Origin of the sequence: Pseudomonas versuta (assembly GCF_001294575.1) — a bacterium.
GTDB classification, from domain to species: Bacteria; Pseudomonadota; Gammaproteobacteria; order Pseudomonadales; family Pseudomonadaceae; genus Aquipseudomonas; species Aquipseudomonas versuta.
Genome location: NZ_CP012676.1, coordinates 924,649 through 950,560 on the forward strand (window position 1 = coordinate 924,649; position 25,912 = coordinate 950,560).

At 57.8% G+C, this 25,912-nt stretch carries 26 protein-coding genes; 9 read left to right on the forward strand and 17 right to left on the reverse strand.

From position 1 onward, the window contains the following. Nucleotides 1–71 precede the first annotated feature (71 nt). From AOC04_RS04295 to AOC04_RS04310, 4 genes are all read left to right on the forward strand, one after another. Entirely contained in the window at nucleotides 72–791 is a 720-nt protein-coding gene (locus tag AOC04_RS04295; RefSeq protein ID WP_060691306.1) for an FKBP-type peptidyl-prolyl cis-trans isomerase, read from the forward strand. Between the two features lie 415 nt (nucleotides 792–1,206). Continuing rightward, the gene (locus AOC04_RS04300; RefSeq protein WP_060691307.1) at nucleotides 1,207–1,566 is read left to right on the forward strand and encodes a helix-turn-helix domain-containing protein; all 360 of its coding nucleotides are present in this window, start codon (nucleotides 1,207–1,209) and stop codon (nucleotides 1,564–1,566) included. After that, nucleotides 1,563–1,931, forward strand: a complete 369-nt coding sequence (locus AOC04_RS04305) for a hypothetical protein (protein WP_060691308.1) — start codon at nucleotides 1,563–1,565, stop codon at nucleotides 1,929–1,931. Before AOC04_RS04300 ends, AOC04_RS04305 begins: the two co-directional genes overlap by 4 nt. Further along, the gene (locus AOC04_RS04310) at nucleotides 1,932–2,378 is read left to right on the forward strand and encodes a tetratricopeptide repeat protein (RefSeq protein WP_060691309.1); all 447 of its coding nucleotides are present in this window, start codon (nucleotides 1,932–1,934) and stop codon (nucleotides 2,376–2,378) included. A gap of 136 nt (nucleotides 2,379–2,514) precedes the next feature. On the opposite strand, the gene AOC04_RS04315 is transcribed toward AOC04_RS04310, so the two are convergent. Continuing rightward, nucleotides 2,515–4,596: a carboxy terminal-processing peptidase gene (locus AOC04_RS04315; protein WP_171970602.1), complete on the reverse strand. Its 2,082-nt coding sequence runs from the start codon at nucleotides 4,594–4,596 to the stop codon at nucleotides 2,515–2,517. Between the two features lie 139 nt (nucleotides 4,597–4,735). Here AOC04_RS04315 and AOC04_RS04320 point away from each other — a divergent pair, with 139 nt between their 5' ends. Next, the gene (locus tag AOC04_RS04320; protein ID WP_060691311.1) at nucleotides 4,736–5,698 is read left to right on the forward strand and encodes an NAD(P)H-quinone oxidoreductase; all 963 of its coding nucleotides are present in this window, start codon (nucleotides 4,736–4,738) and stop codon (nucleotides 5,696–5,698) included. Between the two features lie 118 nt (nucleotides 5,699–5,816). Here the strand turns inward: AOC04_RS04320 and AOC04_RS04325 are convergent, their stop codons facing one another. From AOC04_RS04325 to AOC04_RS04350, 6 genes are all read right to left on the reverse strand, one after another. Further along, nucleotides 5,817–6,470: an HAD family hydrolase gene (locus tag AOC04_RS04325; RefSeq protein ID WP_060691312.1), complete on the reverse strand. Its 654-nt coding sequence runs from the start codon at nucleotides 6,468–6,470 to the stop codon at nucleotides 5,817–5,819. A gap of 34 nt (nucleotides 6,471–6,504) precedes the next feature. Continuing rightward, nucleotides 6,505–7,494, reverse strand: coding sequence for an ABC transporter ATP-binding protein (locus tag AOC04_RS04330; protein ID WP_060691313.1), 990 nt, complete (start codon nucleotides 7,492–7,494; stop codon nucleotides 6,505–6,507). Then, on the reverse strand, nucleotides 7,491–8,291 hold the full coding sequence (locus tag AOC04_RS04335) for an ABC transporter permease (RefSeq protein WP_060691314.1): 801 nt from the start codon (nucleotides 8,289–8,291) through the stop codon (nucleotides 7,491–7,493). Before AOC04_RS04335 ends, AOC04_RS04330 begins: the two co-directional genes overlap by 4 nt. Beyond that, nucleotides 8,278–9,114 carry an ABC transporter permease gene (locus AOC04_RS04340; RefSeq protein WP_060691315.1) on the reverse strand — a complete coding sequence of 279 codons (837 nt, stop codon included), beginning with the start codon at nucleotides 9,112–9,114 and terminating at the stop codon, nucleotides 8,278–8,280. Before AOC04_RS04340 ends, AOC04_RS04335 begins: the two co-directional genes overlap by 14 nt. After that, the gene (locus tag AOC04_RS04345; protein WP_060691316.1) at nucleotides 9,111–9,926 is read right to left on the reverse strand and encodes an alkaline phosphatase family protein; all 816 of its coding nucleotides are present in this window, start codon (nucleotides 9,924–9,926) and stop codon (nucleotides 9,111–9,113) included. The genes AOC04_RS04340 and AOC04_RS04345 overlap by 4 nt, the downstream gene beginning before the upstream one ends. A gap of 125 nt (nucleotides 9,927–10,051) precedes the next feature. Next, on the reverse strand, nucleotides 10,052–11,119 hold the full coding sequence (locus AOC04_RS04350) for an ABC transporter substrate-binding protein (RefSeq protein ID WP_060691317.1): 1,068 nt from the start codon (nucleotides 11,117–11,119) through the stop codon (nucleotides 10,052–10,054). A 335-nt stretch (nucleotides 11,120–11,454) separates the two neighbouring features. Between AOC04_RS04350 and AOC04_RS04355 the strand changes: the two genes are divergently transcribed. Beyond that, entirely contained in the window at nucleotides 11,455–12,174 is a 720-nt protein-coding gene (locus tag AOC04_RS04355) for a UTRA domain-containing protein (protein WP_060691318.1), read from the forward strand. 121 nt (nucleotides 12,175–12,295) lie between these two features. Here AOC04_RS04355 and AOC04_RS04360 read toward each other — a convergent pair whose 3' ends face one another. The 7 genes from AOC04_RS04360 to minC form a co-directional block, all read right to left on the reverse strand. Beyond that, nucleotides 12,296–14,455, reverse strand: a complete 2,160-nt coding sequence (locus AOC04_RS04360; protein ID WP_060691319.1) for a mechanosensitive ion channel family protein — start codon at nucleotides 14,453–14,455, stop codon at nucleotides 12,296–12,298. A 99-nt stretch (nucleotides 14,456–14,554) separates the two neighbouring features. Next, nucleotides 14,555–14,746 (reverse strand): hypothetical protein, encoded by a 192-nt coding sequence (locus tag AOC04_RS04365; RefSeq protein WP_003446877.1) that lies wholly within the window; start codon nucleotides 14,744–14,746, stop codon nucleotides 14,555–14,557. 157 nt (nucleotides 14,747–14,903) lie between these two features. Next, a complete protein-coding gene (locus AOC04_RS04370; protein WP_060691320.1) occupies nucleotides 14,904–16,193 on the reverse strand; it encodes a M18 family aminopeptidase in 1,290 nt (429 codons plus the stop codon). A gap of 237 nt (nucleotides 16,194–16,430) precedes the next feature. Continuing rightward, entirely contained in the window at nucleotides 16,431–17,066 is a 636-nt protein-coding gene (locus AOC04_RS04375; RefSeq protein WP_003446879.1) for an RluA family pseudouridine synthase, read from the reverse strand. A 90-nt stretch (nucleotides 17,067–17,156) separates the two neighbouring features. Continuing rightward, nucleotides 17,157–17,411, reverse strand: coding sequence for a cell division topological specificity factor MinE (gene minE / locus AOC04_RS04380; protein WP_003446880.1), 255 nt, complete (start codon nucleotides 17,409–17,411; stop codon nucleotides 17,157–17,159). Nucleotides 17,412–17,414: 3 nt separating this feature from the next. Further along, nucleotides 17,415–18,227, reverse strand: a complete 813-nt coding sequence (gene minD, locus AOC04_RS04385) for a septum site-determining protein MinD (RefSeq protein ID WP_060691321.1) — start codon at nucleotides 18,225–18,227, stop codon at nucleotides 17,415–17,417. Between the two features lie 200 nt (nucleotides 18,228–18,427). Next, entirely contained in the window at nucleotides 18,428–19,165 is a 738-nt protein-coding gene (gene minC, locus AOC04_RS04390; RefSeq protein WP_060691322.1) for a septum site-determining protein MinC, read from the reverse strand. 119 nt (nucleotides 19,166–19,284) lie between these two features. Here minC and AOC04_RS04395 point away from each other — a divergent pair, with 119 nt between their 5' ends. Continuing rightward, complete coding sequence (locus AOC04_RS04395; RefSeq protein WP_060691323.1) at nucleotides 19,285–20,217, forward strand: lipid A biosynthesis lauroyl acyltransferase; 933 nt, start codon at nucleotides 19,285–19,287, stop codon at nucleotides 20,215–20,217. Between the two features lie 27 nt (nucleotides 20,218–20,244). Continuing rightward, the gene (locus tag AOC04_RS04400) at nucleotides 20,245–21,387 is read left to right on the forward strand and encodes a patatin-like phospholipase family protein (RefSeq protein WP_060691324.1); all 1,143 of its coding nucleotides are present in this window, start codon (nucleotides 20,245–20,247) and stop codon (nucleotides 21,385–21,387) included. A 45-nt stretch (nucleotides 21,388–21,432) separates the two neighbouring features. Here AOC04_RS04400 and AOC04_RS04405 read toward each other — a convergent pair whose 3' ends face one another. Together AOC04_RS04405 and AOC04_RS04410 are read right to left on the reverse strand one after the other, a co-directional pair. Then, on the reverse strand, nucleotides 21,433–22,221 hold the full coding sequence (locus AOC04_RS04405; protein ID WP_060691325.1) for an MlaA family lipoprotein: 789 nt from the start codon (nucleotides 22,219–22,221) through the stop codon (nucleotides 21,433–21,435). Continuing rightward, nucleotides 22,214–23,512, reverse strand: coding sequence for a serine/threonine protein kinase (locus AOC04_RS04410; protein WP_060691326.1), 1,299 nt, complete (start codon nucleotides 23,510–23,512; stop codon nucleotides 22,214–22,216). The genes AOC04_RS04405 and AOC04_RS04410 overlap by 8 nt, the downstream gene beginning before the upstream one ends. 231 nt (nucleotides 23,513–23,743) lie before the next feature. Between AOC04_RS04410 and AOC04_RS04415 the strand changes: the two genes are divergently transcribed. Continuing rightward, nucleotides 23,744–24,103, forward strand: a complete 360-nt coding sequence (locus AOC04_RS04415) for a hypothetical protein (protein WP_060691327.1) — start codon at nucleotides 23,744–23,746, stop codon at nucleotides 24,101–24,103. Between the two features lie 67 nt (nucleotides 24,104–24,170). Here the strand turns inward: AOC04_RS04415 and AOC04_RS04420 are convergent, their stop codons facing one another. Continuing rightward, complete coding sequence (locus tag AOC04_RS04420; protein ID WP_060691328.1) at nucleotides 24,171–25,718, reverse strand: glycoside hydrolase family 17 protein; 1,548 nt, start codon at nucleotides 25,716–25,718, stop codon at nucleotides 24,171–24,173. Between the last annotated feature and the right edge of the window lie 194 nt (nucleotides 25,719–25,912).

A 25,912-nucleotide genomic window follows, 5' to 3' on the forward strand; every position in this document is an offset into this window, starting at 1 on the left:
TTGGTCGCGGCCGCCTGATAAGCTCGCGGCTTTATTCGATTGCCCATTTGGCGCATGAACAAGGAAATAGCATGAAACAGCATAGGTTGGCGGCAGCTGTGGCCCTGGTAAGCCTGGTACTGGCGGGTTGTGATTCGCAGACCAGCGTAGAGCTGAAAACCCCGGCGCAAAAAGCCTCTTACGGCATTGGCCTGAACATGGGCAAAAGCCTGGCTCAAGAAGGCATGGACGATCTGGATTCCAAGGCTGTCGCCCTGGGTATTGAAGACGCCGTTGGCAAGAAAGAGCAAAAGCTCAAGGATGACGAGCTGATCGAAGCGTTCGCAGCGCTGCAAAAGCGTTCTGAAGAACGTCTGACCAAAATGAGTGAAGAAGCCTCTACAGCAGGCAAAAAATTCCTCGAAGAAAATGGCAAGAAAGCCGGTGTTGTTACTACCGCTTCGGGCCTGCAGTACGAAGTGATCAAAAAGGCCGATGGCCCGCAACCTAAAGCTACCGACGTGGTAACTGTCCACTACGAAGGCAAGCTGATTGATGGCAAGGTTTTCGACAGCTCGGTTGAGCGCGGCAGCCCGATCGATCTCCCAGTCAGCGGCGTGATTCCGGGTTGGGTTGAAGGTCTGCAATTGATGCATGTGGGCGAGAAGTACAAGCTCTACATCCCTAGCGAGCTGGCTTACGGCGCGCAAAGCCCAAGCCCGGCGATCCCGGCCAACTCGGTGCTGGTATTCGATCTGGAACTGTTGGGTATCAAAGACCCTGCAAAAGCTGAGCAAGACGCAGCCAAGTAATCTGCAGCTTGCCCACACAACGCCCCGTCTCGACGGGGCGTTGTTGTTTGTGCAGTACCGTTTGTGGTCTATCGGGCCTTGATCGGTACGCGACAAATTGCCCCAGACGCTCGCTGGCTAATAGTTGCTGACTGCCAAGTCAATGAATTTATGGGTTTTTTTATGTGTGTAAAAAATGCCCGATCTGAGCGCAGCCCTTATAGAACGGGGCTTTCAGCGATGAAAATCAGCTCTGTTCACAAGGTTATCCACAATTTGTGTGGATAACATTTGCCGGACATCGCCCGGTTTTGCCGGTTCTACATGAAATTGGCACTCCAGATCAAAAACCCGAGAGACCTTGGCGGCTGTTAGGATTAAGCTTCTTAGGAAAGTTCCGACTCGATTTATGTAAAAGTCTGACGGGGTTTGGAAAATGGATGTTCAAGTAATCAAGCGAAATGGCGAACCTGAATACGCAGTCCTGTCATGGGAAAACTATCAGACGCTGCTCAAAGCCGCAGGTCTCAATGATCAGGCGGTCCCCCCTGCAGCATTGCAAACACCTGAGGCCGAACCACAGCCACCTGAGCTAAAGCAGGTGTTGCCCGGGCTCGATCAGCTGCGTGGTCTGCGCGAGAGCAAGGGGCTGCCCCTTGAAGTGCTGGCACGTACTGTAGGCATTAGCCCTTCATATCTGGGAATGATTGAAACCGGTGAGCGTCAACCCGATCTCGCCATTCGTCGCAGCTTGGCCTGGGAGCTGGGTGTCCCGGGCTGGAGGGAAACATCATGAATGTACGCATCAGTCGTCAACACTGGGATGGGTTACTGGCTGAGCTTGATAAAGCGCGTCAACAACGACACTTGCTGACATACCGTGCGTTGCTGGAGCGTTTGCAGTTACCTAGCCCGGCGATGCAAACACTGACCGCGGCCCTTGAGCATCTGGCGGCAATGGATGCCAGGGCCGACCAACCGTTACGCAGTTCGCTGGTAATCAGCCAGGGAGCGAGTCGCTTGCCACGCACCGGCTTTTTTGAATGCGTGGAAAGGCTGGGTCGCTTTCCCGGCCCGCCTGATGGTGTTGCTGCAGCATCGTGGCACGCTTCTGAAGTGGTTCGGGTGTTTGAGTATTCTTACGAGCATGAGGAGGCTTGAATGCCCGGGCGGCTTAAAGCACGTCTGGGCTACTTAGTGGCGCGCAAGCTGTTCCACCAGTCCTGGTGTATGCGTCAGCCGCGCATTTGGGGCTGGATGGAAGGGCAGTTTTCACGCATGGCCAACCTGGGTGATACCCGCGCCCAAAGCTTCTATGGGCACATCCTGGCCTTTCGCGGTCAAGGTCTGGGTGCTCGTGAGGAAGGTGTGCGTTTGTTGCGCCTGGCGGCTCTGGGCGGCGACGCCAAGGCGGCGTACCAGTTGGGGGTTTTCAGCCTGGCAGGTACGTCCCTAAAAACCCCGGATGCAGCAGAGGCTGCGCGCTGGTGGGCGATGGCAGCCAAGGCCGGGCATCCACTGGCCACACTCAAGCTGGCCGAGTTGTATCAGCAGGGCGGACCTGGCTTGTTGCCTGATCCGCAATTGGCCAGTCACTACCAGCCTTAGAGTTATATTTTTGCCAATAAAAAGGGCGGGCCGTGTTATGCGGCTCGCCCTTTTTTACATCGTTGTCCCTAGCCTGCAGGAGCGAGCTTTTCATTACCGCATCCAACAGCTCGCTCCTACAGGTGTTTGGCGGGTTTTATTTCTTGGCTACCTGTGAGCTGAGCTTGAGGTAGTCCAGCAAAACGCGCCCGGTTTCGCTCAGGTAGGCGTCGTCTTCCGGTTTGGTCTTTTCAGGTTCAACCGGCAATGCATCTTCGTCTTCTTTCTTCATTTCCTTGAGCGGTGCTTCACCTTTGGCCTGGCGGCGGGCATTTTCCATCACCAACTGCTTGGCATCGATGTCGGCATGTTGGGCGCGACGCTCTGCTTCGTTGAGGCTGACGGTTTTCTCGGCCATCAATTTATCGGCCAGGGCCAGCTTGTCGCGAATAAAGATGAACTCGGCATCTTTAGCCACCCGCGCATCATGCTCGGCTTTAAGCTGATCAATGTAGGGCTTGAACGGGTCAACGGCAGGCTTGATCGCAGGCCGGATGGTGTCCCACGGCATGGCTTCAGGCAGTGCGCTTTCGCCAATTTCCTTGGTGTCGATTATCGACGGGAAGGCAACGTCAGGCAGTACGCCCTGATGCTGGGTGCTCTGGCCGGAAACCCGGTAGAACTTGGCCAGTGTCAGTTTCAGCTCGCCATGGTTCAGCGGCTGGATGGTTTGCACCGTCCCTTTGCCGAACGTCTGGCCGCCGACAATCAGCGCACGATGGTAGTCCTGCATGGCACCGGCGAAAATCTCCGAGGCCGAAGCCGACAGGCGATTGACCAGCAATGCCATCGGGCCTTTGTAGAACGCGCCCGGGTTTTCGTCTTCAAGCACGTCGACTTTACCGTCAGCGTTACGCACCAGCACCGTTGGCCCTTTGTCGATGAACAGACTGGTCAGCTCGGTAGCTTCCTGCAACGAACCGCCGCCGTTGTTGCGCAGATCGATGATCACGCCATCGACTTTTTCTTTCTGCAACTCGGTCAGCAGTTTTTTAACGTCGCGGGTAGTGCTCTTGTAGTTCGGGTCGCCAGCGCGGAACGCTTTGAAATCCAAGTAGAAGGCCGGGATTTCAATAACGCCCAGCTTGTAGTTCTTGCCATCCTGCTTGAGGTTCAGGATCGACTTTTTCGCCGCCTGTTCTTCAAGCTTCACCGCTTCGCGGGTAATGGACACAATTTTGCTGGTCTGGTCGTTCGGCGCGTTGCTCGCCGGAATCACTTCCAGGCGGACTACGGAGCCTTTAGGCCCACGGATCAGCTTGACCACTTCGTCCAGACGCCAGCCGATGACATCGACCATCTCTTTATCGCCCTGGGCGACACCGATGATCTTGTCGGCCGGAGCCACCTGCTTGGTCTTGTCGGCAGGGCCGGCCGGCACCAGGCGCACGATTTTCACCTGGTCGTTATCGCTCTGCAACACGGCGCCTATGCCTTCCAGCGACAGGCTCATGTTGATGTCGAAGTTTTCCGCGTTATCCGGTGACAGATAGTTGGTATGCGGATCGTAAGACATGGCGAAGGTGTTGATGTAGGCCTGGAAGATGTCTTCGCTGCGGGTCTGATCAAGACGCGCGAGCTGGTTTTTGTAGCGCTTAGTCAGCAGTTCCTGAATTTTCGCAGGCTCTTTGCCGGCGATTTTCAGGCGCAGGACTTCGTCCTTGATGCGTTTGCGCCACAGGTCATTGAGTTCGGCTTCGCTCTTGAGCCATGGAGCGTCCTTGCGGTCGATCTGCAAGGTTTCCTTGGCGTTGAAGTCGAACGAATCAACCCCTTTGTTCAGCTCGGCAAGGGCGAAATCCAGACGCGATTTAACACGATCCAGGTAGCGCTTGTAGATGGTGAAACCGGGGTTCAGATCGCCGCTTTTAAGGAAGTCGTCAAACTGGAATTTCCATTTGTCGAATTCGGCAATGTCGCTGGCCAGGAAGTAACTGCGTGAAGGGTCGAGCAGCTTCAAATAGCTGTCATAGATAATCGCTGAACGCGCATCATCCAGTGGCGGCTTGCTGTAGTGATGGCGTTTGAGCAGCTCAACGATGTTAAGACTGGCAATTACCTCATCACGATCGGGCTGAAGGTTATCCCAACTGTTAGCGGCGAACGTATTGGCCGAAAACGGCAATACGCCCAGGCCAATGAATAGGGCAAGTGCGGTGCTAGGGAATAAATGCTTCATGCTGATTCGACGCGGGGGCAATTGATAACGCATATTAGGCCGTCTTTGAAGTCGCCGGTTCCGTTAAGGACCGACCGCATAATGCAAGAAGCCCGGTGCAACAGCGCCGGGCTCAGTCCAGACTCACTATGGAGGCACTGTGAAAGCATTGCAAGGCGTTGAAGGTCAAGTGAAGTGGGTTGAAGAGCCAAGCCCCACCTGTGATGTAGGGCAAATTCGGATTCGCGTAGCCGCGGCCGGCCTCAATCGGGCCGACCTGTTGCAAAGCGCGGGCATGTATCCGCCGCCGCCTGGAGCCAGTCAGTTTCTGGGCCTTGAGTGTTCGGGCGTAGTCAGTGAAGTCGGCCCCGGCTCTTCGTGGCAAGTCGGTGACCGGGTTTGCGCGCTGTTGGCTGGCGGTGGCATGGCGCAAGAGGTAGTGGTAGATGCCCGTCATGCCTTGCCGGTACCGGAAGGGCTGTCACTGGCACAAGCGGCTGCTCTGCCCGAGGTGTACAGCACGGCGTGGCTGAACCTGTTTCAGCTGGCGGGTCTCAAACCCGGGGAAAAAGTATTGCTGCATGCCGGGGCCAGTGGTGTTGGTTCAGCCGCCATTCAGCTGTGCAAGGCGTTTGGCAGCCCGTGTTGGGTCAGCGTAGGGTCAGCCGAGCGATTGGCCTACTGCCAGGGGCTTGGTGCCCAGGGCGGTGTGTTGCGGGCTGAGGGGCTGGAGGGGTTGAAGCCCTTTGGGCCGTTCGATGTGGTACTGGACCCGGTGGGTGCCAACTACGCCGAGTCCAACCTCAAGCTGCTGGCACTGGACGGGCGTTGGGTGCTGATCGGCTTGATGGGCGGTCGCAAGGCTGAACTGGATATGGCGCTGATTCTGGGCAAGCGCATCCAGTTGTTGGGTTCGACCCTGCGCACTCGAAACGACCAGTTCAAGGCCGACTTGCTCAGCGATCTTAACCAGCAGGTATGGCCACTGTTCAACGAGGGGCGCTTAAGCCCGCAATTGGCCAGGGCTTACCCGATGGAAGAGGCTCAGGAGGCCTATGCCGAATTGGCCAGCAATCAAGTATCGGGCAAGCTGGTGGTGGTCATAGACCCGAGTTTGGTCTAAACCGCCTGGATACTTTGGGGGTTGGCTTGCCAGCGATGGTCTCAACCGGGTTTTAGCTGTAGATCCGGTTGCTTGCATCGCCAGCAAGCTGGCTCCCACAAAGCAGGCGTGAGGGGGGTTATTTCCAGTGATGAATCGGCCATCCGGCCTTTTCTGCGTGCTCACGCAGTACCGGGTCGGGGTTGACCACATGCGGGTGATCGACCTTTAGCAACAGCGGCAAGTCGTTGCGTGAGTCGGAGTAAAAGCTCGCGCCCTCCAGGTTTTCTTCTTCGGCGTCCAGCCACTCAAGCAAGCGGGTGATCTTGCCTTCGCGGTAAGTCAAAGTGCCCACAGTCTTGCCCGTGTAGATGCCACCTTTAACTTCAAGCTCGATCCCCAGTACTTCATCGACCCCCAGCCGCTCGGCAATCGGTTTGACCAGGTGCGTGCCCGAGGCCGAGATCACCAGAATCCGGTCCCCGGCTTTACGATGCGCGGCTATGGTTTTGGTCGCGTCGCTGAAGATGATCGGCTCGATGTAGTCCTCAACCCACGGCCCCACCAAATGCGCCACTTCTTCGGGTGTGCGGCCTATCAACGGCTCCAGGCTAAAGTCCATGAAGACTTCCATCGCCAGTTCGCCCTTGCTATAGGCCGCCATCAGTTCGTTGTTACGTTGCATGAACGACTGCGGATCGACCCAGCCCAGGCGGCCCATCTGCTCGCTCCACAAAGTGGCGCAGTCGCCGTGAATCAGGGTCTCGTCCAGATCAAAAATTGCCAAGGCCATCAGCGCAGCTCTCTCTTTAATGGGTTCAAAGGCATCAGGCTACCTCACAAAGGGTGCTGGTATCGATGGACAACGCCACGCGCTGGCCATCCGGATACAAATCGTCGGGAGAGCGGTTGAGCACGTCGACGATCAGTTCCACACCACGTACCTCGACGCGATAGCGAATCACATTGCCCAGCAGGCTGTGGTTGCGGATAAGGGTGTCGGGCTCGCCTTGAAGGCTCAGGCCCAGGGTTTCCGGGCGAATCGCGATGCGACTGGTGACCGGCCGTTGCAGCAAACGGCTGGCGGTGTCGGCGTCCAGCAGGTTGTAGTTGCCGATAAAACCGGCGGCGAATACATCCACCGGCGCGGCATACAGCGTCTGCGCATTGCCACTCTGCACAATGCGACCCTGGTTCATCAAAAAGATGCGGTCACTCATCACCAGGGCTTCTTCCTGGTCGTGGGTCACGAAGATTGTGGTCAGGCCCAGCTCGCGCTGAATATTGCGGATCTGCTCGCGCAGGTGCTTGCGAATACGGGCATCCAGCGCTGACAGCGGTTCATCCAGAAGCAACAGGCGAGGACGAGTGACCAGCGAACGGGCCAGGGCTACACGCTGGCACTGGCCACCGGACAACTGATGCGGGTAGCGCTTGGCGAAGTCATTGAGCTCAACCAGTTGCAACACCTCGGCCACGCGTTTTTGGCTGTCATCGGGTTTGACCTTTTGCATGCGCAGGCCAAACGCTACGTTTTGCTCGACGGTCATGTTGGGGAACAGGGCGTAGCTTTGGAACACCATGCCGATGCCACGCTTTTGCGGGCTCAGCGGCACAATGTCCTCGCCATCGAGGAGGATTTTACCGCCGTCTACCGGCGTAAGCCCGGCAATGCAGCGCAGCAATGTGGACTTGCCGCAGCCCGAGGGGCCGAGCAGGGTGACGAACTCGCCTTTGGCGATGCTGCAGTTGATATCGCTGAAAACCGGGGTGCCGGAATAGGATTTCTGCAGGTGTTCAACGCTGACGAAGCTCATTGGCTTTTGTCCTTGTTCAGGAAGGTGGCAACCCAGGTCAGCACCAGTACAAAGAGGAAGTAGGAGATCACCAGCGCACTGGTGAAGTGACCGCTGCTGTTGCGCATATTGTTCAAGAACACCTGCAAGGTTTCGTAGCGGGTGCCCACCAGAATGTTGGCAAACACAAACTCGCCGAACAGGAACGAGAACGACAGCAGCAGTGCCACCATCAAGCCTTTACGTAAATTGGGCAGTACCACCAGAAATGCTGCCTGCCAGGTGCTGGCGCCGAGCAGTTGGGCCGCATCCATCAGGTCGCGCAGGTTAATGGCCTGCAGGTTGTTGGTGATTGCCCGGTACATGAACGGCAGCGCCACGGTGAAGTAGCAACCGATCAGGATCCACGGCGTTCCGACCATCTGCAACGGCCCTGAACCATAGAGTTGCAGCAGGCCCACCGATGACACCACTGGCGGTACGGCGAAGGGCAGCAGGATCAGGATATTCATCAGCGCGTCGAGTTTGGGGAAGTGGTAATGCACCACAAACAGCAACGGCAAAATCAGGATCACCGACAGCGCCAGTGCAGCAACGCAGACCAGTAATGACTGGCCGAAGGCGGCCAGAAAACGTGGGTCGCCCCACAGCTGGCTGTACCACTTGAAGGTGAAACCGCTGGGCAAAATGGTTGCCGACCAACTGCTGGCGATGGAGTAAATCAGGGTGCCGGCCAGAGGCAGTAACAGAATGATCAGCAGCACAAATACCACGCTGCGGTGGTAAAGGCTGGCGGATGCAGATTCAGCGCGCGACATGGTAGCTCCTCTTTAACAGCCACTGATGCACCAGCGTTACCAGGGTCATCAAGCCCACCAGAATCACCGCCAGGGCGCTGGCCATGTTGGGATCAAGACTGATGTCGCCCGAGACCATTGCCGCAATCCGGATTGGCAACACGTTGAAGTTACCGGTGGTCAGCGCATAGACCGTGGCATAGGCGCCCAGGGCATTGGCCAGCAAAATCACAAAGGTGCCGAGCAGGGCCGGGGTGAGTACCGGCAGGCCGATATGCCGCCAGAATTGCCAGCTGCTGGCGCCCAGCAATGAAGCCGATTCGCGCCAGTCTTCACGCAGGGCGTCAAATGCCGGATACAGCAGCAGTACGCCGAGGGGGATCTGGAAGTAGGTGTACAGAATGATCAGGCCGGTTTTGGAGTAGAGGTTGAAATCCTCGATGATCCCCGCCTGTTTGAGCATGATCGTAATGCTGCCGTTAAAGCCCAGCAAAATGATGAACGCGAAAGCCAGCGGCACCCCGGAGAAGTTGCTGGTCATGTTGGCGAATGCGTTGACGAAGTTGCGCAACCGCGAGTCCACCTTGCGTAGCGAGTAACTGCCCAGTACTGCGATCACGATGCCGAACAGGCTGGACCAAAAACTGATTTCCAGGCTGTGCTGGATCGCTTGCAAGTAGAACTTGGAGTTGAAGATTTTGCTGAAGTTGGCCAGGCCCCAGCCGCTCTCCTCTGATTGCACGCTGTGAACCAGTACCCACAACAGCGGGGCGATTTGAAAGACGAAAAAAAATACTGCGAAGGGCACCAGACACAACAGTGCCAGCCATTTACCCCGGCTCATGGTGCGGGTCTCAGCAAGTCTCGGCAGACCGGTTTGTCGTGGGCAACCCCCAGCAGGTCGCAGATGGTTCCGCACAGCTCTGTCTGTCCGGGCGTGGCATCCGGGTTCAGGCTGAACGCCTCGCCCAGCACAAACAGCGGTACTTCCCTTTCTTCGGGCAGGATGCCGTTGTGCGAACGGTCGTTGTTCATGCCGTGATCGGCAGTCACCAGTACCTGATACCCGGCCTCAAGCCAGCCCTGCAGGTAGTTGGCCAGAATGATGTCGGCCGAGCGTGCACTGTTGCGGTATTGCGGGGTTTCGAGGCCGTGCTTGTGCCCGGCGTCGTCGATATTCATGGGGTGGACCAGTAGAAAGTTGGGAGCACAGGCAAGGCGCAGGCTTTCGGCGTCGGCGAACAGATGGGAGTCGGGGTAATGGTCACTCCAGTAGAAATGCCCGTGCTGGATCGGTAAATCGGTGGCCCGGGTATGACGGTCACGAGCAACCACAAAGGGCGAGCGGTTATACAGTTCACTGACCCAGTGATAAGCCGCGGCAGCCGTACTCAGGCCGCCTTCGCGGGCGTAATGGAATACGCTGCGCTGATTGGACAGGCGCGACACATTGTTGTGCACAATGCCGCTTTCAATCGGTGGCACACCGGTGAGGATGCACTCATAGAGGGGGCGCGAAAGCGCAGGCAGTTCACAGATGAGTTTATACAGTGCGGCGCGTCCTGCCCCGACGTAGGCCTGCAAATGCCCCATGGCCTGGCGGGCGACCTCATAGTTCAGTCCGTCGAGTACAACCAGGATAACGTTGTGTTTCATGTACGACGACTCCACAAGCAGAAGTAGCGTGCCAACCTCCGTAGTCGCTGCCGAGGAACGAGGGCTGCGAGCTTTTCGCAATCAAAAGCTCGCAGCCTTCGGCAGCGACTACGGGGGGTAGCCCGTTACTGCATATTGATAATGACTTCTTCCTGCCACTTCTGCGGCAGCGCCTTGGAGGTTTTTTCCCAGGCGGCGGCGTCTTTGATCGGGGTCACGGTCTTGTACTGCTCATTAGGCAGCAGCTTGGCTTGAACCTCAGCCGGCAGCTTCAGATGCTCGGCACGAATCGGCCGTGCATTGCCTCGCGCCAGGTTGGTCTGGCCAGCATCGCTGAAAATGAATTCACGGGTCAGTTTGGCGGCATTCGGGTGCTTGGCGTACTTGTTGATGATTGTGGTGTAGCCGGAAATCACCGAGCCATCAGAAGGGATCAGCACAATGTAGTCATCTGGCTTGACCATCTTGTCGCGATAGCTCAGACCGTTGAAGTCCCAGACCACGCCCACTTCAACTTCGCCTTTTTCCATGGTTGCGATGGTCGGGTTGGCCAGTGACAGACGACCTTGCTTGGCAATGTCGGCAAACATCAGCAAGGCAGGCTGAATGTTCTTTTCATCCCCGCCGTTGGCCAGGGCTGCTGCCAGTACGCCGTTTGCTGCCTGGGCTGCGGTGCTTACGTCACCGATGGAGACTTTATATTTGCCGGTCTTCAGGTCAGACCACTTGGTGGGGGCTTCGGAGCCATGCAGCAGTTTTTTGTTGATGATGAACGCGATGGTGCCGGTATACGCCAGAGCCCAGTTGCCGTCCTTGTCCTTGGCCCACTCGGGGATCTGGTCCCAGGTGGTCGGCTTGTAGGGTTGGGTCACGCCCTTGGCCACCGCAATCGGGCCAAAGGCGGCGCCGACGTCACCGATATCGGCGCTGGCATTGTCTTTTTCAGCATCGAACTTGGCCACTTCCTGCGCCGAACTCATGTCGGTGTCGATGTGCTTGAGGCCGTACAGCTTGTTCAAGTCCGCCCAAGTGCCTTTCCAGTTGGCCCAGTCATCGGGCATGCCGACACTGTTGACCGCGCCTTCTGCCTTTGCAGCGGCTTCGAGGGTTTTCAAGTCCACATCGCCGGCCATGGCCGAGGTGCAAAGGGCGATGCTGGTGCCTAACAGTGATGCCAGGAAAAACTGTTTCATCCGAAGCTCCTTGGGCGTTTTCAACGCTGGGTTTTATTGCTCTTTTGCGGTGGGTTGGTCTAGGTCAGCAATACCTGAGCCAAGTTAAGCTGCACTCATGACACTTTGATGTCGGCATTGATTGTGCAACTCGGTTTGCTGACCGTTTCTGACACTCCGGCTTAGCGTAGACCATGGCTTAAGCCCCGACGGGTATGGGATTGGCGGGTAAATCGAGGGCGTGTGTCATCCAACAGTCATCTGCACTGCCTAGGCTGACAGCCTCAAGAATTGATAGTTTTGCAGGCCTGACCTGCCCACATTTGGTGCTGGACTAGTCCAGATAGGTAACATTGATGCGAGAAGGTGCACTCAAGGCGGTGACAGCGATCGGACGCGCACTGCAAGAACAGATTGAGCACGGCTTGCTGGCGTGCGGCAGCCAGTTGCCGGCAGAGCGCAAACTCAGTGAATTGTTTACCACCACCCGAGTCACCGTGCGCGAGGCCCTGTTACAGCTCGAATCCCAGGGGCTGGTCTATCGCGAAGAACGGCGTGGCTGGTTTGTTTCGCCGCCGCGCCTGGCCTACAACCTTATGCAGCGCAGCCACTTTCACGCCATGGTTAGTGCCCAGGGCAGGGTGCCGACCACCGAGGTGATTTCGGCGCGCCTGCAACCGGCCTCCGCCGCGGTGTGTGAACGCTTGCAACTGCCGGCACTGTCCAGCGTGATCCGGATTTGCCGCGGGCGGCGGATTGACGGGCGTCTGGTGCTGTATGTCGAGCACTACCTGAACCCGCAATACTTCCCGCAAATCCTGGACTTTGACCTTACGCAGTCGATCACCGAGCTGTATGCCCGGCATTACGATTTGCATTACGGTCGGGTGCGTTTTGAGATCGTGCCCACCGCATTGCCGCTGGAGGCAGCTGCCACGCTAAAAGTGTCTGCGGGGAGCCCGGGCCTGAGAATTGCCCGGATCAATTACGACCAGCACGAGCGGCTGATCGACTGTGACCTGGAGTACTGGCGACACGATGCGATTCATGTCGCAGTGGATATCTCCGAACGCTGAACCCCAAACCCTGTAGGAGCGAACTTGCTCGCGAGCTCTACCCAGAGATGTTGGCGATCTCGTAGAAGAGCTCGCGAGCACTCGAGCGTCCACCGGCTGCTCCTGCGAGTCGGTGAGTGGATCAATCCTTCTGCAATATGCCGCTGCCTGCCGTCACCACCTGTACGCTCAGGCGCGGTGTGGCCAGGTCCAGCCCGGCTTCGTCCAGATGGCGTTTGAGTGACAGGTTGAACGCCCGTGACACTTCCCACTGCTTGATCGGTGCAGTCTTGAAGCGGGCGCGCAGAATCGCGCTGCCTGACTCAAAGCTCTCGACCCCCTGGATTTCAAGTGGCGACCAGATGTTGCGGCGCTGCAGCGGATCTGTGCGCATCTTTTGCCCGACCTCGCGCATCAGTTTGATCGCGTCGTCGATTTCCATGTTGTAGGGGATCGCCACACGGAAGATCGCGTAGCCAAACTCACGGGAGTAGTTCTTGATGCTTTTGATTTCACTGAACGGAATCGTGTGCACGATGCCGTCGATGTCCCGCAGGCGCACGGTGCGAATCGTCAGGCCTTCAACCGTGCCCAGGTGCCCGCCGACATCCACGTAATCGTCGATGGCCAGCGAGTCCTCAATGATGATGAACAGCCCGGTAATCAAGTCGGCAACCAGTGACTGTGCACCGAAACCAATGGCCAGACCGATCACGCCCGCACCGGCCAGCAGGGGGGTAACGTTCATGCCCATGTTGGCCAGGGCAACGATCAGGGCAATGATGAAAATCGCCGCAAACAGGACGTTGCGAATCAGCGGCATCATGGTTTGCGCACGCGCATTGGCCAGGCCTTTGCGCGAGCGGGTCAAGGCGTGGTGGATCGCGGTGTCGGCGAGAATCCAGATCAGCCAGGCAAACAGTAGCGTGCCGCCAAGGCCGAACAGCTTGACGCTGATCTCATGCCCGTCACCTTCGGTAAAACTGATCAGCGACAAGCCCCAGACCCGCAGCCCCAGCTCGATAAAGACCAGCCACACCACCAGGTGCGCCAGGGTATAGATGAAGCTTTTCAGACGCTCGGAATACAGCGCGTGGCGCTTGTGCCCGCGTTGCGGCCGTTGCGAATGACGTCGCACCAGCCCGTTGATGACCATGCACAACACCACCAGCACCGTACAGATCAGTGACTGACGTAATGCGGTACTGGTATCGCCGGCCGAAAGAAACGTCGCGAACAGCGAGATGCCCACCAGAATCAGCGCCGCGATATACCAGTAAGTGCCGAGGATCTCGATGCTGTCGCTCAAGGCACGACGGGTCAGGCGGCGGGACAAGGGCTGGTTGCGGATCAAGTGGGCAATGGGCCGGCGGAAACGGATGATGAACAAGCCGGTGGACAGTGCCGCCATCACATTGGCAAAAGTGGCCGCCGTGTGGGCCAGGTGCACGCCGAGGGTGGCGACCAGTCGCGGGTCGCTCAAGGCCTCGCCAAAGGCGGCGAAACTGCCGATCCACCACAGCGGGCGGAAGGCCTGGTGGCGCAGGATATGCAGGGCGCGATGGCGGTGTGGCCCGTCGAGCAACGAGAAGGCGATGACGCAAATGGCCGAGAAGCAGGTACCGATCACTAGCGCGTAGGCCAGCACCATGGCCAGGTCTTTGCCCAGGGAGGACGGCAGGGCGTAACTGCCATACACCGTGATCACCAGCGCCACCAGCCACGGTCCCAGTTTGCGCAGGGCAAAGCGCAGCATGTCGACAGCCTTGGGATGTTGCGGCAGCTCTTCGCTCAGGCCAAAGCGCAGACGTACGCGGTGGCTAACCCAGATCAGCAGCGCCGCCAGCAAGCTCCAGACCATGATGATCAAGGCGAAGGCAAAAATGATTGGCAGCCACTGACTGGCCGGCAACATCAGGGCAACCAGTTCGTCTTTGGCCTGGCCTATTTCCTTGGACCAGCGGTAGGTGGGGCTATCGGTGCCCGAGAACTGCTTCTCGAGGTCGGCCAGGGTGCTGCCGATCAGGCCCAGAACGCCGATTTCGGCTTCGGGCTGGGCCTTTTTGGTGGCGTCGCGCAGCTTTTTCAGGTCGGTCAGTAACTTGCTGCGCTGCTGGTCGTTTTCGAGGTTTTTGATCACCTCGTCCAGCGACTGGCCCAGCGGCTCTGTCGGTTGCGCCTGGGTTTTATCTGAATTGCCGAGCAGGCTGGTGATGCCGACAGCCTGTGCCGAAGTCATGGGCAGCAGGGTCAGCAAGCAAACAAGCAGGCAATAGGGCAGGGCGAAAAGACGAAGAAACACTGGGCAATCAACCTCGAGGGGAGCGGATTTGCCGAGTGTACGCTAGGGCCCGCAATCATTCATTTGTATAAATCAGTGATCGCGGTTCCTGCACAAACGTCAGAGTGAGGATTCGTTCAGCTTGGCAACGATCTTGAAGATGATGGTGCCGAAAATCAGCAGCATGCCGCACCAGATCATCAATACGCCGACACCGCTGGGGCGGTCACGAAGGGTGAAGCCAATGGTCAGAAGCAACATGCCGCAGACAATCGGAATCATCATGGAGTGAAACGCTGACAGCTCAATCATGGGTAATGACCTGAAGGAATTAATGCCCAACAGTCTAGGTCGCTTTCCCGGAAAGTGCGGTGACATGCATCAAAAATGAATCAACTGCCCCCGCAGGGCGAACTTGCTTGCGAGCCTTTAAGATCTCGCGAGCAAACTCGCTCCTACGGGGCACCTCTTATGGCAGTTCGTTGCTGGCGTAGAACGCGCTCAGCACCTTGACCAGGTGCGCCAGGTCATGGCTGCCTGCCAGTTCGCGGATGGAGTGCATGGCGAACGTCGGCAGGCCGATGTCCACAGTGCGAACACCCAAATGGCTGGCGGTGATCGGGCCAATGGTGGAGCCACAACCCATGTCGCTGCGCACGACAAAACTCTGTACCGGCACTTCTTCAGCCATGCACAGATGACGGAAGAACCCGGCCGTTTCGCTGTTGGTGGCGTAGCGCTGGTTGCTGTTGACCTTGATCACGGGGCCGGCATTGAGTTTCGGACCGTGATTGGCGTCGTGTTTGTCTGCGTAGTTAGGGTGTACGCCGTGGGCGTTGTCAGCCGAAACCAGCAGCGACTTCTGAATGGTGCGTACGTACTCGTCACCTTCAGGTAGCAGGCGCTGCAGGATTTGCTCCAGCATCGGGCCGTCGGCGCCGCAGGCCGAGCACGAGCCGACTTCTTCGTGGTCGTTGGCCACAAACAGGCAGCTTTCTTCGGTTTCGGTGTTGAGCAGGGCCTGCAGTCCGGCATAGCAGGACAACAGGTTGTCGAGGCGCGCACCGGCAATGAAGTCGCCGTTGAGGCCGATGACGGCAGCGCTTTGGGTGTCGTAGAAGCTAAGCTCGTAATCCAGTACCACGTCAGCGTTGAGGCCGTGTTCGCGGGCCAGCTGATCAGTGAGCAGGGCGCGGAAGTCTACGCGCTCATCACCTGCGACCTGGGCCAGGATCGGCGGCAGTTCGGTCTGCGGGTTGATCGCCCAGCCTTCGTTGGCCGTGCGATTAAGGTGGATGGCCAGGTTGGGGATGGTGGCGATAGGTGCCCGAAAGTCGATCAGCTGGCTTTCGACCTTGCCATCGCGGCGGAAGGTCACCCGGCCGGCCAAAGACAGGTCGCGGTCGAACCAGGGGGCCAGCAGGGCGCCACCGTAGACTTCGACGCCCAGTTGCCAGAAACCCTGACGTTGCAATTCCGGCTGTGGCTTGACCCGCAGGCACGGGCTGTCTGTATGTGCACCCACCATGCGAATGCCGCCCAGCAGGGGCGAGTGGCGACCCAGCTTGAAGGCAACAATGGAAGAGTCATTGCGGGTGACGTAATAGCGACCGTTGGCTTCGGTGAACCAGGTCTCGCGTTCGTCGAGGCGCTGAAAACCGGCGGCCTCCAGACGCTGGACAAGACTGGCAGTGGCATGGAACGGGGTAGGGGAGGCCTTCAGAAAGTCGATCAGGCCTTGGTTCAACTCTTCGCGCATAAGTTACTCCAGACAGCAAGGCCGCGAGTTTAGCGCATTGATCGCAAGAATTGTTGAGGTGTAAGAGCGTGGCCCGGGGCTCTTTGGGAGCTGGCTTGGGTTCGATGGCATTACCTTGTTTTCTGATAGGCCATGCCGTCTGAATCGCTGGCAAGCCAGCTCCCACAATGAGTTGTCTTTGATCTCGGGCCAGCACAAAACCTGTGGGAGCCGGCTTGCCGACGATTGCATCCTCTATCAGAAAGGTGCCGGGCACTCAAAACGCAGACGCTCGCCCGTTTGCGGGTGGGTAAAGCTGAGCATGCTTGCGTGCAGGCAAAGGCGCGGCCAGGCAGCCAGCGCCTGAGGATGTGCGTACAGGCCATCTCCCAACAGCGGGTGGCCGATAGACAACATGTGCACGCGTAACTGGTGCGAACGCCCGGTGATCGGCGTCAGTTCAACCCGGCAGTAATCGCCGCAGCGCTCCAGCACTTTCCAGAAGGTCAGGGCGTTTTTGCCGAACTCGTGGTCGACCACATGCCGAGGCTTGGTCGGCGGGTCGTACCGCAGTGGCAAGTCAATACTGCCGCTGTCCAGTTCGGGCTGACCCCAGGCCAGTGCGGTGTAAGCCTTTTCGGTTTCGCGGTCATGAAACTGTCGTGACAACTCGCGGTGAGTATCGGCATCACGGGCCAGCAGAATGATCCCGGAGGTTTCCCAGTCCAGGCGATGGACGATACGCGCCTCGGGATAGCCGTTCTCTTGCAGGCGGGTAATCAGGCAATCCTTGTTGTCTTCAGCCCGGCCCGGCACTGAGAGCAGCAGCGTCGGCTTGTTAACGACCAGAACGCCGGCGTCCTGATGGATGATGTGGATGTTCGACAACGGCATTAAAACAGCCTCTTAACAAACGCCAACGGCGAGCTGGATGTTTCCCTTTGTAGAGAAACATCCAGCTCGCCGTGGTTTCAGCCGGATTGATTAACGATCTGGCAGCGTGATGTTGAGTTCCAGAATCGAGCAGCTGCCCTGGTTTTCCAGCGCAACTTGTACTTGATCGGATTCGATATTGACGTACTTGCGGATTACTTCCACCAGCTCTTTTTGCAAAGCAGGCAAGTAGTCCGGGGTGCTGCGTTGGCCGCGTTCGTGCGCCACGATGATCTGTAGACGCTCTTTCGCGACCGACGCGGTACTTACCTTTTTGTTGGCACGAAAGAAGTCAAAAATATTCATTGCTTAGTTGCCTCCAAACAGGCGCTCGAAGAATCCCTTCTTCTGTGCATCGAGGAACCGATGCTCCACGGTTTTGCCCAGCAAGCGATCAACAGCATCGCTGTAGGCCTGACCGGCGTCACTCTGATCGTCGAGGATCACGGGCACACCCTGGTTGGATGCCTTGAGTACGGCCTGGGATTCAGGAATGACACCCAGCAGGGCCACGGCCAGAATTTCTTTAACGTCTTCAACACCGAGCATTTCGCCTTTGCTTACGCGCTCAGGGTTGTAGCGGGTCAGCAGCAGGTGTTCCTTGATCGGCTCTTCGCCCAGTTCGGCGCGGCGCGATTTGCTTGCCAGAAGGCCCAGCATACGGTCGGAGTCACGTACCGAGGAGACTTCCGGGTTGGTCACGACAATCGCTTCATCGGCGAAGTACATGGCCAGGTGGGCGCCGGTTTCGATACCTGCCGGGGAGTCGCAGACCACGAATTCGAAGGTCTCCTTGAGTTCCATCAGAACTTTTTCGACGCCTTCCTTGGTCAGGGCATCCTTGTCACGTGTCTGGCTGGCGGCCAGTACGTACAGGTTTTCCAGACGCTTGTCCTTGATCAGGGCCTGCTGCAGATTGGCTTCGCCGTTGACTACGTTAACGAAGTCATAAACCACGCGGCGCTCACAACCCATGATCAGGTCGAGGTTACGCAGGCCAACGTCGAAGTCGACGATCACTGTTTTGTGGCCGCGCAGAGCGAGGCCGGTACCGATAGCGGCGCTGGTGGTGGTCTTACCCACACCACCCTTGCCGGATGTAACCACTAGAATCTTGGCCAAGGTGTTTCACCCCTAAGGAAAAAGGACTTTTTAGCCCCTGAATAACATCTCTATAAACGACGGCAGGTGAACAGCCCTGGTGGGTCATCTTTGCAGGTCCGGCTTACACAACATAAGCACAGTCTGAGTATTGATTTCCTACAAGGTTGAATCTTTATCCCTACGCTTTGGAGATGGTTGGAAAATGGCGAGAGTATCCGTTAAAGACGGGTGATGTTCAACATGTCACTTGACAGACTGATTTGCACCCCAGAGCCCCACAAGGGGTCGCGACGCAGATCTTCAGAAACCTTGTACTTGCCGGCAATGGACACGAGTTCGGCACTCAATTGCTGGCAAAAAATCCGTGCCTTGGTGTTGCCTTTATGTCCGGCCAGCGCACGACCGCGCATTGGCCCGTAAACATGGATGTTGCCATCGGCCATAAGTTCCGCACCGGGGCTGACGGAGGCGATCACCACCAGGTCGCAGCCTTCTGCGTACACGGTCTGCCCCCCGCGTACCGGGCTGGTGATAATTTTGGTCGGCTTGATCACTGGCTCAGGCGGTTTTTCGGGTTTTTTCGGCTCTACGGCTTCTACCGGTTCGATCGGTCGTTCGCGGGCGCCAGAGGGCGGAAGTACTGGCAGATCGATGGCGATGGCGGCGGCAATGTCTTCGATGCGGTTGGCCCGAATGGCCAGAGTGCGAAGGCCATGCTGGCGGCAAACGCGCATCAGCCCGGGCAAATCGATCGCGCCCTCACCGGCGGGCAGCTTGTCCAGCGCCAGCACCAGTGGTGTGTTGCTGAAAAAATTCGGCGCTTGAGCCACTTTGGCGGCCAGTTGGCGGTCAAGGGCTTGAAGGTTGTTTTTGGCCAGTTCCAGCACCGTAATGGCGAGCATACTGCCCTTTAGCTGGAACACAGGGGCTTGGTCTAGCGATTCGGTTGGGCTCATGGTCTGTTTAACGCGGCTTGTCACTTAAAGTGCTGAGACTTATAGCGAGATCGTCCGCGGGCCGCAAGCGGGGTCGAACGATGTAGAATGGCCGGCCATGTGACTGTCCGGAATCATTAATGGATCGCCCGCGTTTTCGTGCTGCTTTTTTTCATCCGCGTTTTTGGCTGCTGTGGCTAGGTTTAGGCCTGCTGTGGCTGGTCGTCCAACTGCCTTATAAAGCCCAATTGTGTATCGGTCGCGTGCTCGGAGCCTTGATGTATCGGGTGGCCGGCGATCGTCGACGCATTGCGGCGCGCAACCTCGAGCTGTGTTTCCCTGAAAAGTCCGGTGCCGAGCGCGAGCAATTGCTCAAAGACAACTTCGCCTCAACCGGTATCGCCTTCTTTGAAATGGCCATGAGCTGGTGGTGGTCCAAGCCGCGTCTGGCCAGGCTGGCACATATTGAAGGGCTGGAGCACCTCAAGCAGGCGCAACGTGAAGGCAAGGGCGTTATTTTAATGGCCTTCCACTTCACGACCCTGGAAATTGGTGCCGCCTTGCTTGGCCAGCAACACACCATTGACGGCATGTACCGCGAGCACAACAACCCGCTGTTCGATTTTATCCAGCGTCGCGGCCGTGAGCGTCATAACGTCGATTCGCTGGCTGTGGAGCGCGATGATGTACGCGGGATGCTCAAGCTGCTGCGCTCAGGACGGGCCATCTGGTACGCGCCTGACCAGGACTACGGCGCCAGGCAAAGTATTTTTGTGCCGCTGTTCGGGATTGAGGCCGCGACGGTGACCGCTACCAGCAAGTTCGCCAGGCTGGGCAAAGCGCAGGTTGTGCCCTTTACTCAGCAGAGACTGGCGGATGGCAGTGGTTACAAACTGGTGATTCATCCGCCCCTGAGCAATTTCCCCGGAGAAAGCGATGAGGTTGACTGCCTGCGAATCAATCAATGGGTCGAGCGAGCGATACGCGAATGCCCGGAACAATACCTGTGGGCCCATCGACGTTTCAAAACCCGTCCGCCGGGTGAGCCCAAGCTCTACGACAAGCGCCGTTGAGCCTGTCTGTGGCAAGGTCGAGCTGCCTTGAGGCAGGTGGCGCCGGTTACGGGCCTCATCCTGTCCGGTGGCGGTGCGCGGGCGGCCTATCAGGTCGGTGTCCTGGGGGCTATTGCCGAGTTGCTGCCAGCAGGCGCCGCTAACCCGTTCCCGGTCATTGTCGGCACCTCGGCCGGGGCAATAAATGCGGTCAGTCTGGCGAGCCGGGCGATGGATTTTGCCAGGGCAGTCGAACACCTGACTGAGTTCTGGCAAGGCTTCGAAAGCCATCTGGTGTTGCGCAGCGACTGGCCGGGTGTCATCCATCAGGCTTCACGCTTTTTGAGTCACAGCTTGCTCGGGCTGGGCTCACATGTCCCCGTGGCCTTGCTTAACAGTTCGCCATTACGCAATTTACTTGCCGATAAAATCAATTTTTCCGGGATTGATCAGGCAATTGCCGAGCAACGGCTGCGCGCTGTGGCGGTGACTGCCTTTGGTTACTCCACAGGCCAGGCGGTGACTTTTTATCAAGGACAGGTGGCAATCGAAGGCTGGTTGCGCCACCGGCGCATAGGTGTGCCCGCGTCATTGACGGTCGAACATTTGCTGGCCAGCTCTGCGATCCCGCTGTTGTTTGCTCCGGTCAAGGTGGGGCAGGAGTACTTTGGCGACGGTGCGGTCCGTCAGCCGGCTCCCATTAGCCCCGCGCTGCATCTGGGGGCCAATCGGGTATTGGTGGTGGGCGTGAGCGGCAATCCCCGCGGGCCTGACCTGCGTGTCGTGCAACAGGACAACAACGCTCAACAACCCACGCTGGCACAGATTGGCGGGCACATGCTCAACAGTACGTTTATTGACAGTCTGGAGAGTGACATTGAACTGCTCGAGCGCATGAACCACTTTGCCCGCTTGTTGCCGCATCAATCTGACAATCTGGGCTTGGCACCGGTAGAGGTGCTGATCATCGCCCCGAGTCAGCCGATCGACGAAATAGCTGCCCGTCACCGGCATGAATTGCCTTCGGCGCTGCGCATGTTTTTGCGCGGTCCGGGTGCAACCAAGACCAGCGGAGCAGGGGTGCTCAGCTATCTGTTGTTTGAATCAGGCTATTGTCGGGAATTGATCGAACTAGGGAGGCGTGATGCGATGGCTAAACGCGAAGTGTTATCCCGGTTTCTGGGCGTTTAGCGGTGCAGGCAGGGCTGCCTGCGGGCAGCCCTGTGAGCATCCGGATTACTCGGCGATTTGCAGCTTGCGCGCTTCGGTATAGATGTAGCGCAGCTTGTCGTACTCAAAGGGTGAGTCAAACTGCCCATAGCGGAAGCTGGTGTTGTAGCGCTTGTCGATAGCGCCCAGCACCCAGATTTCCGGGTGGCGCGTACTTTCGTGAGGCACGTTGAGGAAGTTGATTTCCTGGGCGGCACCATAGTCGACCACCAAACCCGTGGTGTCTCGCAGGTTTGAAGGGCCGAGGATCGGCAGCATCAGGTAAGCGCCGCCGGGTACGCCGTAAAAGCCCAGCGTCTGACCAAAGTCTTCGCTCTGGCGTGGCAGGCCCATAGAGGTTGCCGGGTCCCACAAACCGCCCACCCCCAGCGTAGTGTTCAACAGCAATCGGCCTGTGGTCTCCAAAGAGCGATGCCCCTTGAGTTGCAGCAGGCTGTTGAACAGGTTGGGCACATCACCCAGGTTATTGAAGAAGTTGCTCACCCCGGTGCGCAGAAAGCTCGGCGTGACATAGCGGTAACCGTCAACCACCGGCAGGAAGACCCACTGGTCGAAGCGGTAGTTGAAGTGGTAGATCCGGCGGTTAATCGATTCCAGCGGGTCATACACGCTCAATGCGTTCATGGTCGCGCGCTCAAACTCACGCTGGTCAAGACCGGGGTTGAACTTCAGGAGTTTCAGCGGCTGGGTAAAGCCGTCGATGTCTTGAGTGCGCTCTGTCTGAGTCTTTCCGTCGTCTGCCTGGGCATAGCCGGCACTGAGTAAGGCGGCGAGAAGCAAAATATGTTTAGCCACGGAAGAACTCCAGCATAGCGTCAGCGTTGACACGGTAGTTGAGGTTGCCGCAATGGCCACCATACGGGTAGACCGTCAGGCGATTGCCGAAGGTTTTACGCAGAAATCCAAGATCGCCAGGACCCAGGATGATGTCGTCGGCGTTGTGCATAACGGCAATCTTGGGGCTGTTTTGCAGGTAATCCTTAAGCGCATACAGGCTGACCTGATCAATAAGCTGCAAAAGGGTGCCGCCATCAGTCCTGGCGCGCCACATCGGGATCACCTGCTCGGTGAGATAGCAGTCAAAGTCACATTGCAGCGAGCGCTTGAGGAACGGCGTGAGGCTGGTGCCTTCGGTGATCGGGTAGTTCGGCGGGGTAATCAGTCCGCGGCGGTTGATCAGGTCCGAGGTGAACACGATATCGGCTGAAGAGAAGCGGAACATGGTGCCGATTAGCATCGCCATTTGCTCGTTGGTCAGGCGCTCCTTGGAGTTCTGTATGTCGTAGACCAGGGCCGCATTAATGTCGACATAGCCTTTTTGCTTGAAGTAGCGGGTCAGTTTTTCCAGCACCAGTTCGTAGAACGTTGTGCTGTTATTGATGCCCTTCACCTCGGTCTGTACCAGCTTGTCGAGGTTGCTGATGGAGGTATAGAGGTTGACGGGCGGGTTTAGCATCAGGACTTTTTTGAAGTTGAAGCTTTTACGGGTTTCATCCAGGTGGCTGACGAACGCAGCGTCCAGTGCCCCCAGGCTGTAACCCGCCAGGTAGTAGTCGGTGACCGGGACGTCCGCCTGTTGCGCGCGCACTGCCTGCATTACCCGATACAAATCTTCTGCATCGTACTGACTGACGCCGGGTGTGGCATAGCGCGAGGCGGCGCTCATAAAGTCATAGCTGGTCGGCGATGACAGTTGCACCACGTGGTAGCCCGCCTTGTAGAAGAGTTTTTTCAGGAACTCGTTGAGGCTGCTGTCATAAGGCGCGCCGGTGCCTGCAATCAGAAACATCAGGGGGGCCGGATGGTCTTGTCTGGCTATGCGGTAGGTGAGCTTTTTAACTGCCCAGAAGTTGGCGGGCAGTGTGAACTCACGTTCAGGGCGCAGCTTGAGGCTGTAATCCGACTGCCTGATATCGTCGTCGTCGGGAAGCAGCGGGCGCATCTCCGGAGGAGTGGTCGCAATTGTTGCTTCAAACGGGTTGGTCAGCGGGTAGCCATAGGTGGCGGGGTCAATATCAACCGCCTGTGCGGACGCACTCAATAAAAGGCCGCATAGCAAGGCGGCGAGAGGCAGAGAACGAAGCATGAAGACTATCCCTAAGAAGGTGCGCAGAAGATTCGCAGGCTATGACCACAGGGCTACCGTCAAAGTGCCATTGAGCAGCACGATTAAATCCCCCGGTTTTGTTTCGAGCAGGCAAAAAGCTACCAGACGATACACGTTGAATGACTTTAGTGAACAGATATCTGATTGCAAGGCTTGCATACCCAAGAGGGGGGATTAAGCTGGGCGCCGTTTTGCCTTTTGGAGTTTCTTATGCGTGCGCGTATGCCGTTGATCTTGCTGCTTCTCGTCCTGGCCCTGTGGCTGGCTGCCAGTTACGGCCTGCGTTACGGCTTGATGGAAGATTCGCAATGGGTGGGGACGTGTGTTGCAGAGGCGGCGCGCTGGGAGTGCCAGTTGCGGGCGAATCTGGGTTGGTTGATCCACTTCAGGGTGCTGGGCTGGGTGGCAGTGGCCACCTCGGTGATCGCATTTTTTGTGCGCGGGCGGGTTGGCAGTGCGCTGGCAGTCCTGGCGTTGTTGTTCGGTTTTCCTGCTCTGGCGCTGTATAACGCCAGCCTGGCGGTGTTCGCAGTGGTGATCGCGGGGTTGCGGTTAGTCAGGGCGGGCTAAGTGTATTAACCATCGCGGGCAAGCTCGACCCTCAGGAGCGAGCTTGCCCGCGATCAGTTAAAGCCTTTCAGCGAACCCTGAGGCTACGCCAGAGCGCCGCCACCATCAGTACGCAAACCAGTGCCCATGTCCAGGCCTGTTCATTGTGAAGGCCTTCACGGTATAGCTGCAGCGGTATCCCGGCACCAATGATTATTGCCAGCAGTCCGAATTCCCGGCGCGGTCCCCGTGCCGGGCGTAGCAGGTAAACCAGTGCGGGCAGTAGCAGAGCTGCGCTGGGGAAGCTGCGATAGCGCGGTTCGAAAACCAGCCCCAGCATCATCACGGCACCGGCAAAGCCTGCCGCGGCCAGCCACCATCCAGCCCGACTATCCAGTGCATTGAACAGTCGCTCGCGCCAGCCATTGTTTTGGCCCAGGGCCAAAGCGCCATGCGCCAACACAATGAAGTTCAAGGCGATCAGAATGCCGGCCCACAGCCATTCCCCGGCAAAACGGCTGGTGACCGAAGCCAGCTCGGCCCATGCCACGATGCTGCAACCCGCCACCGCGCCAAGCGCAGGCAATAGCAGGGCTGAGCGAGTGGTGCGAACGCGTCCGCCAATCAGCAGCGTGCTTACAAACAACGCAACGCCAAGCCCCAGCCAGACTGGCCAGTGAGGCAGGTTGGTGACAGGTCCGGCGAGGATGCCCTTGTCCTGGCGATCGGCATCAAACAACCCCCAGTAGCCGCCTACAGCCCCTTCGCTGCCGCGTTTCCAGGGCTGGTCGAAGGCTTCGATCAGGTTGTACTTCCAGCCATTTTGTTCGGCCAGGTTGACAAAACCACGGATGAATTTTGCTTCGTTGACCCGGCTGGGCAGGGCTGTTTCACGCTGGCGGCCCTCGCTTGGCCAGCCGGTTTCGCCAATCAGAATGTCTTTAGGTGCGAACTTGTTGCCGAATACCTGGCGAACTTGCGCCACATGGTTCACTGCCTGGTCGATGCCCGCAGGATCATCTTCCCAATAAGGCAGGAGGTGGATGGTCAGGAAGTCCACGGCCGGGGCAATTTCCGGATGCTGCAACCAGAACTCCCAGACGTCGGCGTAGGTGACAGGCTGCTTGATCCGGCTTTTGACTTGATTGATCAGCTTGACCAGTTGAGGCGCTGTGATCTCCTTGCGCAGCAAGGCCTCGTTGCCCACGATCACCGACGTGACCACGTCCGGGTTGGCATTGGCCGAAGCAATCAGTGCGTCCACTTCTTCAGCAGTGGTCTGCGTATTGCTGCTCACCCAGGCGCCGATCATCAGCTTCAGGCCGTGCTTGCGAGCCAGTTCGGGCAGTTGTTCAAGGCCCGCCTGCGAGTAAGTACGAATACATTCGAAGCGTGTGGCAAGCAGCGCCAGATCCGCGTCCATCCGCTCAAGCCGGGGTACGAAAGGCTGGTCGAACGGTGACTGATCCTTGTCGAACGGCGTATATGACGCACATTGCAGCTTGTGGGTCGGGGTGGCAGCGTCGGGCAAAATCACCGGTTTGCCAAGGCCGTACCAGAAGCCGGCAATGGTAAATACGCCCAGTAAACAGGCGAACAGATAAGGCAGGACGGGGAAGCGTGCAGTCGCGGACATGGTCAGGCCGTATGTGAGCAAAGCCGCGCATCTTACCTGCTATTGGAGGCCCCGGCGCGCCCGGTAAAATTTGGACATGTAACCTTTGATTGATTGTGTGATTGCAATACAGGTTGCTGTTACGCCATTGCAGTGCATGTCGTTGGTGGTTGCCTGGGCGTCGTCGTCAGAGCAGGCCTGTGGGCGGGCGGGGT

Coding starts and splice junctions, on each gene's coding strand:
- AOC04_RS04295 (WP_060691306.1), top strand. CDS start 72: ATGAAACAGCATAGGTTGGCGGCAGCTGTGGCCCTGGTAAGCCTGGTA.
- AOC04_RS04300 (WP_060691307.1), top strand. CDS start 1,207: ATGGATGTTCAAGTAATCAAGCGAAATGGCGAACCTGAATACGCAGTC.
- AOC04_RS04305 (WP_060691308.1), top strand. CDS start 1,563: ATGAATGTACGCATCAGTCGTCAACACTGGGATGGGTTACTGGCTGAG.
- AOC04_RS04310 (WP_060691309.1), top strand. CDS start 1,932: ATGCCCGGGCGGCTTAAAGCACGTCTGGGCTACTTAGTGGCGCGCAAG.
- AOC04_RS04315 (WP_171970602.1), bottom strand. CDS start 4,596: ATGAAGCATTTATTCCCTAGCACCGCACTTGCCCTATTCATTGGCCTG.
- AOC04_RS04325 (WP_060691312.1), bottom strand. CDS start 6,470: ATGGCCTTGGCAATTTTTGATCTGGACGAGACCCTGATTCACGGCGAC.
- AOC04_RS04330 (WP_060691313.1), bottom strand. CDS start 7,494: ATGAGCTTCGTCAGCGTTGAACACCTGCAGAAATCCTATTCCGGCACC.
- AOC04_RS04335 (WP_060691314.1), bottom strand. CDS start 8,291: ATGTCGCGCGCTGAATCTGCATCCGCCAGCCTTTACCACCGCAGCGTG.
- AOC04_RS04340 (WP_060691315.1), bottom strand. CDS start 9,114: ATGAGCCGGGGTAAATGGCTGGCACTGTTGTGTCTGGTGCCCTTCGCA.
- AOC04_RS04345 (WP_060691316.1), bottom strand. CDS start 9,926: ATGAAACACAACGTTATCCTGGTTGTACTCGACGGACTGAACTATGAG.
- AOC04_RS04350 (WP_060691317.1), bottom strand. CDS start 11,119: ATGAAACAGTTTTTCCTGGCATCACTGTTAGGCACCAGCATCGCCCTT.
- AOC04_RS04355 (WP_060691318.1), top strand. CDS start 11,455: ATGCGAGAAGGTGCACTCAAGGCGGTGACAGCGATCGGACGCGCACTG.
- AOC04_RS04365 (WP_003446877.1), bottom strand. CDS start 14,746: ATGATTGAGCTGTCAGCGTTTCACTCCATGATGATTCCGATTGTCTGC.
- AOC04_RS04370 (WP_060691320.1), bottom strand. CDS start 16,193: ATGCGCGAAGAGTTGAACCAAGGCCTGATCGACTTTCTGAAGGCCTCC.
- AOC04_RS04375 (WP_003446879.1), bottom strand. CDS start 17,066: ATGCCGTTGTCGAACATCCACATCATCCATCAGGACGCCGGCGTTCTG.
- minE (WP_003446880.1), bottom strand. CDS start 17,411: ATGAATATTTTTGACTTCTTTCGTGCCAACAAAAAGGTAAGTACCGCG.
- minC (WP_060691322.1), bottom strand. CDS start 19,165: ATGAGCCCAACCGAATCGCTAGACCAAGCCCCTGTGTTCCAGCTAAAG.
- AOC04_RS04395 (WP_060691323.1), top strand. CDS start 19,285: ATGGATCGCCCGCGTTTTCGTGCTGCTTTTTTTCATCCGCGTTTTTGG.
- AOC04_RS04410 (WP_060691326.1), bottom strand. CDS start 23,512: ATGCTTCGTTCTCTGCCTCTCGCCGCCTTGCTATGCGGCCTTTTATTG.
- AOC04_RS04415 (WP_060691327.1), top strand. CDS start 23,744: ATGCGTGCGCGTATGCCGTTGATCTTGCTGCTTCTCGTCCTGGCCCTG.
- AOC04_RS04420 (WP_060691328.1), bottom strand. CDS start 25,718: ATGTCCGCGACTGCACGCTTCCCCGTCCTGCCTTATCTGTTCGCCTGT.